The sequence below is a fragment of the Xanthomarina sp. F2636L genome (genome assembly GCF_026410195.1).
GTDB lineage: Bacteria > Bacteroidota > Bacteroidia > Flavobacteriales > Flavobacteriaceae > Xanthomarina.
In genome coordinates, this window is sequence record NZ_JAPMLM010000055.1 from 328,541 (window position 1) to 341,562 (window position 13,022).

The 13,022-nt window shown below is 32.2% G+C and carries 12 protein-coding genes; 5 read left to right on the forward strand and 7 right to left on the reverse strand.

All coding sequences use genetic code 11. The features are described 5' to 3' along the window. Positions 1–16: 16 nt before the first annotated feature. From OS191_RS02565 to OS191_RS02590, 6 genes are all read right to left on the reverse strand, one after another. Positions 17–892: a hypothetical protein gene (locus OS191_RS02565; RefSeq protein ID WP_267154145.1), complete on the reverse strand. Its 876-nt coding sequence runs from the start codon at positions 890–892 to the stop codon at positions 17–19. After that, positions 892–2,754, reverse strand: coding sequence for a DNA topoisomerase IV subunit B (locus OS191_RS02570; protein ID WP_267154146.1), 1,863 nt, complete (start codon positions 2,752–2,754; stop codon positions 892–894). Before OS191_RS02570 ends, OS191_RS02565 begins: the two co-directional genes overlap by 1 nt. Positions 2,755–2,893: 139 nt before the next feature. After that, positions 2,894–3,586, reverse strand: coding sequence for a TonB-dependent receptor (locus tag OS191_RS02575; protein WP_267154147.1), 693 nt, complete (start codon positions 3,584–3,586; stop codon positions 2,894–2,896). A 265-nt stretch (positions 3,587–3,851) separates the two neighbouring features. After that, positions 3,852–4,421, reverse strand: a complete 570-nt coding sequence (locus tag OS191_RS02580; RefSeq protein WP_267154148.1) for a hypothetical protein — start codon at positions 4,419–4,421, stop codon at positions 3,852–3,854. 30 nt (positions 4,422–4,451) lie between these two features. Further along, a complete protein-coding gene (gene ychF, locus OS191_RS02585; protein ID WP_267154149.1) occupies positions 4,452–5,546 on the reverse strand; it encodes a redox-regulated ATPase YchF in 1,095 nt (364 codons plus the stop codon). A 318-nt stretch (positions 5,547–5,864) separates the two neighbouring features. Continuing rightward, on the reverse strand, positions 5,865–6,980 hold the full coding sequence (locus OS191_RS02590; protein WP_267154150.1) for a serine hydrolase domain-containing protein: 1,116 nt from the start codon (positions 6,978–6,980) through the stop codon (positions 5,865–5,867). A 323-nt stretch (positions 6,981–7,303) separates the two neighbouring features. On the opposite strand from OS191_RS02590, the gene OS191_RS02595 reads away from it, so the two are divergent. Beyond that, complete coding sequence (locus OS191_RS02595) at positions 7,304–8,278, forward strand: hypothetical protein (RefSeq protein ID WP_267154151.1); 975 nt, start codon at positions 7,304–7,306, stop codon at positions 8,276–8,278. Between the two features lie 90 nt (positions 8,279–8,368). Here the strand turns inward: OS191_RS02595 and OS191_RS02600 are convergent, their stop codons facing one another. Continuing rightward, on the reverse strand, positions 8,369–8,722 hold the full coding sequence (locus OS191_RS02600; protein ID WP_267154152.1) for a 4Fe-4S dicluster domain-containing protein: 354 nt from the start codon (positions 8,720–8,722) through the stop codon (positions 8,369–8,371). A 168-nt stretch (positions 8,723–8,890) separates the two neighbouring features. Here OS191_RS02600 and OS191_RS02605 point away from each other — a divergent pair, with 168 nt between their 5' ends. From OS191_RS02605 to OS191_RS02620, 4 genes are all read left to right on the forward strand, one after another. Further along, positions 8,891–9,949: an acyl-CoA reductase gene (locus OS191_RS02605; RefSeq protein ID WP_267154153.1), complete on the forward strand. Its 1,059-nt coding sequence runs from the start codon at positions 8,891–8,893 to the stop codon at positions 9,947–9,949. A gap of 173 nt (positions 9,950–10,122) precedes the next feature. After that, on the forward strand, positions 10,123–11,187 hold the full coding sequence (gene serC, locus OS191_RS02610) for a 3-phosphoserine/phosphohydroxythreonine transaminase (RefSeq protein WP_267154154.1): 1,065 nt from the start codon (positions 10,123–10,125) through the stop codon (positions 11,185–11,187). A gap of 95 nt (positions 11,188–11,282) precedes the next feature. Then, positions 11,283–12,245, forward strand: a complete 963-nt coding sequence (locus OS191_RS02615) for a D-2-hydroxyacid dehydrogenase (RefSeq protein ID WP_267154155.1) — start codon at positions 11,283–11,285, stop codon at positions 12,243–12,245. 94 nt (positions 12,246–12,339) lie between these two features. Continuing rightward, the gene (locus OS191_RS02620) at positions 12,340–12,975 is read left to right on the forward strand and encodes a DUF937 domain-containing protein (protein ID WP_267154156.1); all 636 of its coding nucleotides are present in this window, start codon (positions 12,340–12,342) and stop codon (positions 12,973–12,975) included. The last annotated feature ends 47 nt before the right edge of the window (positions 12,976–13,022 follow it).

Here is a 13,022-nt window from a genome sequence, read left to right on the forward strand (position 1 = left end):
TAACTCACTAAATTAACTAATTTCCAAGTTCGTTTCGTGATTTTTCATTTGCTTTTTTTAAACTAAAATATTGATCATACCACACATCTAATACAAAAATCCCCGAATACTTATCGTTTAATCTTGAGTAGATTCTAATTTCAGAAGGTTTTTTCAAAGAATCAAAATCAACTTGATATCTGTATATTTTTAAAGAAATAGAATCTGTTAAATACTCAATAAATTTTAAATTTTTAAAATTGCCGTATTTTCTTTTAATAGATCGGCATTGTTCTAGCATCTGTTTTTTCCGAACCTCTCTTATGGTTCTATAAATAGCATTTGTTTCGTTAAGGCTATAAAGCTCAGTCTCTTCGCAAATGTCGAAAGATTTCAATGCAAATTCATTATTTCGTTTAATAATTGAATCATCAACTAATTCTGTATTTACAACAATCGGTTTGGGGTTGTCACTCCAAGAATAAAACTTATCCGCCCAATAATTTTTAGTATTTATACTAGAATATTTTCCTTTTTCATCTATGAATATTCTAATTTCTGAAAGCCAATCTGCTTTTGATCTTTTTACTTTATATCTATATACATTTTTATCGTTTCTGAAAATAACTTCTTCTAACACAACACTAGTTACATCTCCATAACGTTCTTCTTGCCATTTGCAATTGCGTGCTAATCTAACTTCATCGTAATATTTCCTAAAATTTAATGTCGCGTTTTTTGATTTTAATTTAGGAGCTTCATTACAGGTTGTTAGTATTTGGTAAGCCAAATTATAAACCTCATTTTTCTTGTCTTCAGAAATGGAAGAAAGATCAATTTTAGCATATTGAGAATAACTGCTTTGCGCCAATAAAATCAGGATAAATAGAATACAGAAACTTAAAATTTTCATTATACCTTTTCTTCTTCTAAAATATCTAATTCAACTTTCAAGTTGTCTATAATAAAATCCTGTCTGGTAGGCGTGTTTTTACCCATATAGAAGGAAAGTAAGTCTTCAATAGACATGTCTTTATCTAACATGACTGGATCTAAACGAATATCTTCCCCAATAAAATGCACAAATTCATCTGGTGAAATTTCACCAAGACCTTTAAATCGAGTAATTTCAGGTTTTGGCTTTAACTTTTCAATAGCTTGACGTCGTTCGTCTTCAGAATAACAATAGATGGTTTCCTTTTTATTTCTAACACGAAACAATGGAGTTTGTAAAATATATAAATGTCCTTCTTTAATAATTTCTGGGAAGAATTGTAAAAAGAAAGTGATCAATAATAACCTAATATGCATTCCATCCACATCGGCATCTGTAGCAATTACCACGTTGTTATAACGTAAATCTTCTATGGTTTCCTCAATGTTTAATGCTGCTTGTAAGAGGTTAAACTCCTCGTTTTCATAAACTATTTTTTTACTTAAGCCATAGGAGTTTAAAGGTTTTCCTTTTAAGCTAAATACAGCTTGCGTATTTACATCTCTAGATTTAGTAATACTTCCAGAAGCTGAATCTCCCTCAGTAATAAACAAAGTTGTTTCTAAATATCTCTCATTTTTAATATCACCAAAATGGAGACGACAATCACGTAATTTTTTATTGTGAAGATTCGCCTTCTTAGCACGATCTTTAGCTAATTTTCTAATTCCTGATAACTCTTTACGTTCACGCTCTGCTTGAAGGATTTTACGCTGAATCTTTTCGGCAGCATCTGGATTTTTATGTAAATAATTGTCTAGCTGAGTTTTTAGGAAATCGTTTACAAACGTTCTAACCGTTGGTAACTCCCCTCCCATATCAGTAGAACCTAACTTGGTTTTGGTCTGACTTTCAAAAACAGGCTCCATTACTTTTATAGAAACAGCTGAGACAATAGATTTTCTGATGTCTGAAGCTTCATAGTTTTTTCCATAAAACTCTCTAATTGTTTTTACTAAAGCTTCTCTAAATGCCGCTAAATGTGTTCCACCTTGAGTGGTGTTTTGACCATTTACAAAAGAATGATATTCTTCGCTATATTGGGTTTTACTATGAGTTATGGCAACTTCAATATCTTCACCTTTTAAATGAATAATAGGATATAATCTGTCTGTATCTTTGATATTTTCAGACAAAAGATCTTTCAGACCGTTTTCACTATAATACTTTTCACCATTAAAAATAATGGTCAACCCTGTGTTTAGATACACGTAGTTTTTAAGCATTTTTACAACATACTCACTTCTATACTTATAATTTTTAAAAATAATATCGTCCGGAACAAAAGATACTTTAGTTCCTTTTCTTCTGGAGGTGTCATCTAATAAATCTTGATTGGTAAGGTTTCCTTGTTCAAATTCTGCTGAAGCTGATTTATTATCTCGAGTGGATTCTACTCTAAAGAAAGATGATAATGCATTAACAGCTTTAGTACCAACCCCATTTAATCCAACAGACTTTTTAAAAGCTTTGGAATCGTATTTTCCACCTGTATTCATTTTAGAAACCACATCCACTACTTTTCCTAAAGGAATACCACGTCCATAATCGCGAACAATAACTTTACTTCCTTGAATAGACACATCTATGGTTTTTCCAGCACCCATGACGTATTCGTCTATGGAGTTGTCTAAAACCTCTTTTAATAGAATGTAAATTCCATCGTCTGGAGAAGAACCATCGCCAAGTTTTCCAATATACATTCCAGGACGCATTCTAATGTGTTCTTTCCAGTCTAGTGAGCGTATGTTATCTTCGGTATAATTGGATTGTTCAGACATAAAATTGGTACAAATTTTGGTGCGTTGCTAATATAAGACTTCAAGTCAAAATATAAAATACCAAAGTCACAAAGTAATTAACAATAAAAAAGCCAATGTTGTTGAGAACATTGGCTAATACGAATATATTTAAAGTCTTTTATAGCATATAAACTAAACCAATAAGGACTCTGGGCATAAAAGAAGGTTGATTTATGGCTTTATCAGCATCAGAATATGTAAACTCTTCATTGTTATTTTCATTATCATTTCTAGGGTTTACATTGTCATTATCTGGACTGTAAGAAGTGTCGTGGCCTTTTAAAGTGCTGTTAAAATAGTAATCAATGCCTACAGCTGCTAGTAAATTAAGTCGGTTGTTTATTTTAAATTGACTCTCTGCTCCTATTCCAATACCAAATTGGTTGCTAGTGACATCAAAATTTTCATTACCTCCAACATAGTTAAAATTGGCTTTATAGCTTGTATATCTTGGTCCAAATGCAATTTGAAAATTCTCTATTGGAATTAAATTAGAATCTAACATAAAGTCTAATCGATAATCAAAAGCACTCGCTTTTTTCTCAGGAACACCATTCGTAGCATTATTAATAAAGATACGTCTGGCATCTGCAGCATTTCCAGGGTCCAGTTTGGATAAGCCCACTCCAAAACGTATTTGCAAAGGGATGTTTTCTAAAGGTTTTAAGGCTGTTACACTAAGCTGAACGCCTAAACCTCTATTATAACCTGTAGAAATACCTAGAGCAAATTTGGAATCTTCTGTAGTTGTTTGGGAAAAAGACATGATGGTATAGAAACCTAAAAAGGCTCCAACCAATAATTGTTTCATATTCATAAATTTGGGGTATAAATTAAAAATCTAATTAATTTATTTACGAATGAAAACCTATTTTAGACCATAGTCTGTAAAAAAGAGTTAATTAAAAGCCACTTGTAATTATGAGTGTTGGTAGAATGAGTTTTATTATGATTCGGTTTAAAGTATTTTATATAGAAAGTACTTGGAATCAAATATATACACCTTAAAGTTATTTCCAAAAAAACCCATGATATTAATAACATGGGTTTTATATATAATTTCATTCTAAAAACAATTAAAACTTATAACCTATTCTTGCATGTAGATTCACTGCTACATCACTATTATTATCACTATAATATTCTTCTCTATAATGAATATAACCTACACCAAAACCAGCCTCATAATTAAAATGTTTTCCAATATTTCTTCTAATTCCCCAAGTTGGAATAATCATAAAATCAGTTTCTAAATAAATATCCTTACTTGTACCAATGAAAAATAAATCTGAATTATAACTGGTTTTTAAAGCTATAAAATTTCCACTATTGCCATCAATACGCTTACCTTTGTTTAGTCGCTTATTTAAGTTGTAGTAAAAACGTGGCTCCAAAGTAATCACAGGAATAAAAAAAATACCACTTTCATTCTTGTAATTATTTTCCCATATTCCTAAGTCCAACCCTATTTCAGTTCTCAATGCAAACTTGTTGGATAATCTAAATTCACCATGACCCCAAACACCAGCAAACCCTGTTTGAATGCCATAAACTGATTTTTCTACGCTAGCAGTCTGTTTTTTATCTTGAGAAAAACCGTGGAAGATTATGCTACAGAACATTGTAGCCATTATTATTTTTTTCATGTACATTAATAAATTAGGGGATATTATAATTTATACGTTAAATAGGAAATGCATAACATCGCCATCTTTAACAATGTAATTCTTGCCTTCTACACGCATTTTTCCGGCTTCTTTCACCTTAGCTTCACTACCAAGAGTTGCAAAGTCGTTATATGCAATTACTTCAGCTCTAATAAAGCCTTTTTCAAAATCAGTATGAATCACTCCTGCAGCTTGAGGTGCCGTAGCTCCAATGTCAACTGTCCAAGCGCGAACTTCCTTTACTCCAGCTGTGAAATAGGTTTGTTGCTTTAATAACTTATAAGCCGAACGGATTAATTTTGCCGAACCTGCTTCTTCTAAACCAATATCTGCCAAAAACATCTGACGCTCCTCATAATCATCCAACTCGTTAATATCTGCTTCTGTTCCTACTGCTAATACTAAAACCTCTGCATTTTCATCTTTAACAGCTTCACGTACTTGTTCCACATACGCATTTCCTGTGGTTGCAGAACCTTCATCCACATTGCAAACATACATCACCGGTTTGTCTGTAATAAACTGACTTGGCTTTACAAAATCTTCGTAATCTTCTTCCGAAAAATCTAAAGCTCTAACCGAAACTCCAGCTTCTAAACCTGCTTTTATTTTTAATAAAACAGCCTCTTCTTTTTGAGCTTCTTTATTACCTGTTTTTGCAGCACGTTTAACTTTTTCCAGCTTCTTATCAGCTGTTTCTAAGTCTTTTAACTGCAACTCCATATCGATAGTTTCCTTGTCACGGATGGGATTGACATTTCCATCTACGTGAACAATATTATCGTTATCAAAACAACGTAATACATGAAGAATAGCATCTGTTTCACGAATATTTGCTAAAAACTGATTTCCTAAACCTTCTCCCTTACTTGCTCCTTTTACCAAACCTGCAATATCGACAATTTCAACAGTTGCTGGTTGCACACGTATTGGTTTTACTAATTCTTCCAGTTTTTCTAACCTTGGATCTGGAACGTTTACAATTCCAATATTAGGTTCTATGGTACAAAACGGAAAGTTGGCACTTTGCGCTTTAGCATTTGATAAACAATTAAAAAGGGTCGATTTCCCTACGTTTGGTAATCCTACGATGCCTGCTTTCATAAACTATATTCCTGCGAAAGCAGGAATCTCCTTTTTTAATATTCTATTTATCATTAAGACATTTGATCCTACTTAAATATTCAACAAAAAAACAAATTTTGTTTCTGTTACTACTCAAGACGACAAATAGAAATCTATATTATTATATTAACTTCCAAAATTATCCTGCAAAATAATATGGAGGATTAACCCTGGACTTTTTCAAGCTGCAAATGTAGTTAATTCCTTGAATAGTTTGAATAGTGAAATAAGGAAATGTTTTTGGACACTAAATTATCATACAAGAAGCGTATTCGGACACTTGTTATGAGTATAAAATTAGTCCAGTTTTATAATTTCAGGAACAATAAAATCATTTAACAAATTGGCTGTTTGCTGATGAGATTCCATTCCTCCATTAAAATAGGTACTCGTTAAAACAACCACTAATTCTAAGTCTGGGAAAATTACCACTTTATTTCCTCCAGTTCCTGTCATAAAGCTAGCTTTTACTTTTTCATCTTTCTTACCAAATTCAGAGAGCCACCATAAATAACCATATTCGTAATCAAACATTCCAACTTCAGAATGAGGTCTTGTAGATTCACTAACAAAGTTTTCTGAAATAATTTGGTTGTTTTCCCATTTCCCTTTGTTAATGTATAATTGCCCTATTTTTAACAAATCTCTACTTTTTAAGCCTAAGCCTCCACCTGTCATTGGTTGCCCTGTTGGCGTCTTTTGCCAATGATAATCTGTAATTCCTAATTTTGAAAAAAGCGCTTGGTCTGCGTAGTTCTCTAGATTCCCTGAAATGGTATTAATAATGTCTCCCAGAACCACAACTCCTGCCGTACAATAACTAAAACTCCTACCATATTTTGTGTCTTTGGGTTTTGTTTTCCATTCTGGGAACCCCTTTATGGGTAAATCCCAATAAAATTGCACCCAATCTTCAATTAGGTACATTTTTTCTTCTTGTCCTCGAGAGTTCTGGTCCCAATCATCGCATTCTAAAATTGAAGACATAGTAAGTAAATCTTCAATAGTTATCTTATCTTTTCTTGAATCGGAATATTGTACACCCTTAGTTTTGGAATAAATAGTAGCTTTTTCGGTTACCGATTTTAAAGAACCGTCTTGAAGGAGACAACCTATAAGAGTTCCTGTTATGGTTTTTGTTGCAGAGCGTGTATTATGTTTTGTGTTAGGCGTGTTACTATTATAATAATTCTCAAAAACAACTTTACCTTGATGTGCAATTACTACACTAGACATCTGTTTAAATTTTCCATAAGCGATAAGACTATCCATTATTTGAAGCTTTAAATTGTTTTCTAATAGATAACTCGTTTGCCAACCATCGTTATTTTGAATGGGTTTAAAAGGGTTGTTTTGTGCTTTAACATGGAAACTAAAGGTTGCTATGAAAGCAAGGAGGTAGATGTTTTTCATTTTTTGATTAATTTGACCTCCAATAGCTAAAGTCTTGTAGGAAGTTATTGAAGAATATATTTATGTGACGCAGGTTTACGTTATCTGTTACAGAATTGGTTAAAATACTAATGAAATTAATTAGACTCTAATTTATTTACATTACCTTATTATCTAGTTTTAAAAGGAATAACAAACGGTATTATAACTTGTTATTTTCAAAAAACAAGCAACTACTTTTATTTTATTTCTGAAACAATTTTTGATAGAAATTGAAACAAGCAAACCATAGTTTATGGTTATATTTGTAAAAAATATTTACAACTTAATTTCTTAAAATATTTATGTCTGAACTGCTTTACAATCCTTTTAAGGATTTGATTTTTGATGAACATTTTTGCTTTCTTTCAGGAGTTTTAACAGATGAAAATCTAACCGTTTTCCCTGAGTGGCTCATGGATCATTTTAAATTTGGTGATGAAAAAATTGAGATGATGGATAAAACCAAATCTTATCATTATTCAGACTTAAAATTACCGTGTTCTTCAGAAGTGAAAAAAGCTTTTGAAGAATTAGATGTTAAAATTCAAGAGGCTTATAAAAAAGGTTTTGAAGGCATGGCGTCTCTCGATCAAGAGTTGCTTTTTCAATGGACTGGCAGAATGGTTTATGGCCTGCTATATTACGAAATGATATATGAAAGAGACAGACTGCTAAAAAAAGGGGAAGATTTTGAACTTTCAGCCTCTCTCAAAGAGCGTTTTGGCCACTTTCATTTCATGCTACAATCCTTAATAGAGCCCATTTCATTTGTTGGAAAAAAACCATGGACCATCGCTGTATTTCCTCTTAAATATTCAGCCGATATTTTTAGTTATCGCGACGATGCCATCAATTTAATGTTCCAATTTGGAGTTAACGGCTTTGGCTTTATAGCTTGTTTACAAGATAATGGGGTTATTGGCGAAAAGCAAAAAGAGATTCTCGATAAAATGTCAGGTCATGTGTTACATCCTGTTCAGTTTGAAGAGCTGTACGCTAGATTTCATTATACAGATTATATATTACATTACAAACCAGAATACAACATACAGAGTCAAAATCATGGAATTTCCGTAGAAGTTAAAACGACTGGAAAAGAGCCTAAATTTGGGCTTTGGGATGAAAATATATTTGCTCAATTAGTCTCTAATTATTGGCAGGTTTATGGGATTGAAAAAGAAGATATTCTTAAATTTCAAAAACCCCCACTTAGCTTTCTTGAAAATCCATATAGCAAAGATTTTATAGTTCCAGAATCTATTAATTTGCCATTTTAAACTTAGTAGTATCTAAAACCTTAAATTTAAATAATCAAAAACCCCAAGCAAATGCTTGGGGTTTTTAAATTTTTACATATAAATTATCAATTAGTCTTCTGGATGCATAAAGCGTTGTTTACCAAGAAGCTCTTCTTCTGTTTCCACATGTGAATCGTCCGGAACACAGCAGTCAACAGGACATACAGCAGCACATTGTGGCTCGTCGTGAAAGCCCATACATTCGGTACATTTATCTGGAACTATGTAGTAAATTTCATCGCTTATTGGTTCTTGAGTTTCGTCTGCATCCACTTCGTTACCATTAGGAAGCACCACTTTTCCGCTTAAACTAGTACCATCTTTATATCTCCAATCGTCAGCACCTTCATAAATAGCGTTATTTGGACATTCTGGTTCACAAGCGCCACAGTTTATACACTCGTCTGTTATAATTATTGCCATAACAATCTCTATTTTTTTAATCTATTCAATTTATAATACAAAAGATCTTAGTGAATTCCAATCAATTAAAATTTACAATGATATTTAAAACCTTTTATTGCTCATTTCCTTTACGTAAATTTGCCGTTGCAAAAATAAAGCCAAAACAATTCATAACCAAACCTTATAATGAATTTAGAAGAAAGAATCCAAGCCTTTGCTAAATTAGGCGATTTTTTAAGTCAGTTTTCAACAGATGGAATCGTTAAAAAAGAAAACATCCTACATAACGAGATGTTTTTTGAAGGCTTTAAACATCAAATTAAACTTGCTAATGAACATAATGGTTGGTTTACAAATGAAAACATTTATTTTACTTTACACAATTGGGCTAATGCATTGACTGAGAATAATATTAAGCAGTTTATTAAGAATTATCACTTTAATGATATTGTATCCAAAAAAGTAGCCATTATTATGGCTGGGAATATTCCATTGGTTGGTTTTCACGACTTTTTCTGTGTTTTACTTTCTGGACATGAAGTTTTAGTAAAACAGTCTTCTAACGACAAACACTTATTGCTCTATTTAGCTAAATATTTAGAATATGTTGCTCCTGGTTTTAAAGGAAAAATAACATTTACCGAAGGTAAATTAGAAGAGTTTCATTCTGTTATTGCTACAGGTAGTGATAATACAGCTAGATATTTTGAGTATTATTTTAAAAACAAACCATCAATTATTAGAAAGAATAGAAACTCGGTGGCTATATTAACTGGGGATGAAACCGAAGAACAACTAACTCAGCTTTCTTACGATATTTTTAGATATTACGGTTTGGGTTGTAGAAATGTGTCTAAGATTTTTGTACCAAAAGACTATGATTTTGATAACTTTTTTAAAGCAATGTATGCATGGCATCCCATTATTAACGAAGCTAAATACGCTAATAATTACGATTATAATAAGGCTGTATATTTAATGAGCGAATTTGATATGTTAGAAAATGGTTTTTTAATGATTAAGGAAGATGCCAGCTATGCTTCGCCTATTGCAACAGTTTTTTATGAACATTTTGACTCTTTGGAAATCTTAAAAAATAAACTGGAAATAGATTCAGAAAAGATACAATGCATTGTATCTAATAACCTAACTGATAGTAGTATAGCTTTTGGAGACACACAAGCCCCTAAACTTTGGGACTACGCAGATGGGATTGACACAATAGATTTTTTGTTGAAAATTTAGTTAATAAAAATCCGATTATTACCACATTTTTTTATCAGAAATTAGCACCTTTGTGGCTTTAGTTTACTTTAATTTTCAGCTTACCTATTTACCTTAAATAGGTGTTGTTTTTTTAATAATAATTAAAATAGATATCTAACAATAAAACTTTTCCAGTGATTTGGAACATACATATGAAAAAACATAATTTTAGTGCAGGACCATCTATTCTTCCTCAGGAAGTATTATTAAAAGCTTCAGAAGCCGTTATGGATTTCAATAACGATGGCTTATCCTTATTGGAAATATCACACAGAAGCAAATCTTTTGTAGATGTCATGGAAAAAGTCAGATCTTTAACTTTAGAGCTTTTAGGCTTAGAAGGTAAAGGCTATAAAGTCTTATTTTTACAAGGTGGAGCAAGTACACAATTTTTAATGGTAGCTCTTAATTTACTAGAAAAAAGAGCTGGATATTTAAACACTGGAACTTGGAGTGAAAAAGCTATTAAAGAAGCTAAAATTTATGATGATGTTTACGAAGTAGCTTCTTCTAAAAGTGCTAATTATAATTATATTCCTAAAGGTTATGATATTCCTTCTGATTACGACTATTTCCATTGCACGTCCAATAACACCATTTTTGGAACGCAAATGAAATCTTTCCCAACTTGTGATATCCCTATGGTTTGTGATATGAGTAGTGATATTTTTTCTCGTAGTTTAGATTTTACAAAATTCGATTTAATCTATGCAGGTGCTCAAAAAAACATGGGTCCAGCAGGAACGACTTTAGTTGTTGTTAAAGAAGATATATTAGGAAAAGTTTCAAGAAAAATTCCATCTATGATGGATTATAAAGTTCATATCGATAAAGGCAGCATGTTTAACACACCACCTGTTTTTGCTGTTTATACGTCTATGTTAACCTTAGAATGGCTAAAAAATCTAGGAGGTATAAAAGCCATAGAAAAAGTAAACGAAATGAAAGCTAGAGTCATGTATTCTGAAATTGATTTGAATCCCTTATTTAAAGGCTATTCAGTAAAAGAAGATCGTTCATACATGAATGCAACTTTTACTTTGGTTAACGATAATCTAAAGGAAACTTTCGAAACCATGCTTAAAGAGGCTGGTATTAATGGGGTAAATGGCCATAGAAGTGTTGGAGGTTACAGAGCTTCTATGTATAACGCTTTACCTCTAGATAGTGTAAAAGCTTTGGTAGAAGTTATGAGTGAATTGGAAACAAAAGCATAAAAAAGTATTCAGTAAGTAATTCCGGTAAACGATTACTTATTAAAACATAAAATAAGTTTAACTAAAATAGATTCCTACTTTCACAGGAAATAAATATGAAGATATTAGCAAACGACGGCATTTCAAAAAATGGTATAGAAGCCTTAGAAAAAGAAGGTTTTGAAGTTCTAACAACAACAGTAGCACAAGAACAATTAATCAATTACATTAACGAAAAACAGATAGATGTTTTATTGGTTAGAAGCGCTACGCAGGTTCAGAAAGACATTATTGATAGTTGTACTTCCCTAAAAATTATTGGTCGTGGTGGTGTTGGTATGGACAATATTGATGTAGATTATGCCAGAGACAAAGACATTCATGTAATTAATACTCCAGCAGCTTCGTCTCAATCGGTTGCAGAATTGGTTTTTGCTCATCTATTTGGAGGTGTTCGATTTTTACATGATTCCAACAGAAACATGCCTTTAGATGGAGATACACAATTTAAATCTTTAAAGAAAAACTATGCTAAAGGAATTGAGTTAAGAGGAAAAACTCTTGGGATTATCGGCTTTGGACGTATAGGTAAAGAAGTTGCTAAAATTGCTTTAGGTATTGGTATGAAAGTGATTGCTAGCGATAAGTTTGTTGGGAAGTCGAACATTAAAGTTGAATTTTACAATGGACAATTTATTAATGTTGAAATAGAAACCGAACCAACTAAAGGAATTTTAAAACATGCCGACTTTATTACTTTGCATGTTCCTGCACAAGACGAATATGTAATTGGTGAAAAACAATTCGATATGATGAAAGATGGCGTTGGAATTATCAATGCAGCACGTGGAGGTGTTATAGATGAAGTAGCCTTAGTAAAAGCTCTTGAAAGTGGTAAAGTAGCCTTTGCTGGTCTAGACACTTTTGAAGAAGAACCAACTCCAGCAGTTCAAGTTTTAATGAATGGTAGAATTTCGTTAACACCACATATTGGAGCTGCTACAAATGAAGCTCAAGATAGAATTGGGACCGAATTAGCATCCCAAATTATCAGTCTACTAAAAACTCAAAAAGTATAAACTTGTTAACAAACAAGACTTAAAAAGCCTATAAGTTTTATTTCTTATAGGCTTTTTTGTAAATTAACAACTTCATTAAAAAAACAATAAGAATATGGCAGGAATATTAGATTTATTAAATACAGATATGGGCAAAACCATAATTAATGGCGTTGCAGGACAAACCAATCAATCAGAAAGCAAAACCAACGAAGTATTAGTCATGGCCTTGCCAGTATTAATGCAGGCAATGAAACGCAATGCAGCTTCTCCTCAAGGAGCTGAAGGCTTATTAAATGCATTAAACAGCAAGCACGATGGAAGTATTTTAGACAATTTAGGTGGACTTTTTGAAGGTGGTGTCAACTCAAGTGTGTTGGATGATGGTGGTAAAATATTAAATCACGTCCTTGGAAACAAACAACAACATGTTGAAAATGCTATTGGTGCTCGAGCTGGTGTAGATGCTGGTTCTGTTGCTAATATTCTAAAAGTAGCAGCGCCTCTTTTAATGGGAATGTTAGGAAAACAAAGTAAAGAGAGTAATGTAAATAGTTCTTCAGGAATTGAAAGTTTACTTGGTGGTTTATTAAGTGGAAATTCTGCTAATAATGAACAAAGTTTTTTAGAGTCTATATTAGATGCTGATGGCGACGGAAGCGTTATCGACGATGTTGCCGGTATGGTTTTAGGTGGAAGTAAAAAGAAAGGTGGACTTGGAGGCTTGCTTGGAGGTCTTTTTGGAAAATAAAAAATATAAAACAAACACATTAATCTCAATATGTTTTTTATTAAACA

Bases quoted from the DNA above. Each gene is read 5' to 3' on its own strand.
- OS191_RS02590 (WP_267154150.1), bottom strand. From the start codon at position 6,980: ATGAAAAACATCTACCTCCTTGCTTTCATAGCAACCTTTAGTTTCCAT.
- OS191_RS02605 (WP_267154153.1), top strand. From the start codon at position 8,891: ATGAATTTAGAAGAAAGAATCCAAGCCTTTGCTAAATTAGGCGATTTT.
- ychF (WP_267154149.1), bottom strand. From the start codon at position 5,546: ATGAAAGCAGGCATCGTAGGATTACCAAACGTAGGGAAATCGACCCTT.
- OS191_RS02595 (WP_267154151.1), top strand. From the start codon at position 7,304: ATGTCTGAACTGCTTTACAATCCTTTTAAGGATTTGATTTTTGATGAA.
- OS191_RS02580 (WP_267154148.1), bottom strand. From the start codon at position 4,421: ATGAAAAAAATAATAATGGCTACAATGTTCTGTAGCATAATCTTCCAC.
- OS191_RS02565 (WP_267154145.1), bottom strand. From the start codon at position 892: ATGAAAATTTTAAGTTTCTGTATTCTATTTATCCTGATTTTATTGGCG.
- OS191_RS02600 (WP_267154152.1), bottom strand. From the start codon at position 8,722: ATGGCAATAATTATAACAGACGAGTGTATAAACTGTGGCGCTTGTGAA.
- OS191_RS02570 (WP_267154146.1), bottom strand. From the start codon at position 2,754: ATGTCTGAACAATCCAATTATACCGAAGATAACATACGCTCACTAGAC.
- OS191_RS02615 (WP_267154155.1), top strand. From the start codon at position 11,283: ATGAAGATATTAGCAAACGACGGCATTTCAAAAAATGGTATAGAAGCC.
- OS191_RS02620 (WP_267154156.1), top strand. From the start codon at position 12,340: ATGGCAGGAATATTAGATTTATTAAATACAGATATGGGCAAAACCATA.
- serC (WP_267154154.1), top strand. From the start codon at position 10,123: ATGAAAAAACATAATTTTAGTGCAGGACCATCTATTCTTCCTCAGGAA.
- OS191_RS02575 (WP_267154147.1), bottom strand. From the start codon at position 3,586: ATGAAACAATTATTGGTTGGAGCCTTTTTAGGTTTCTATACCATCATG.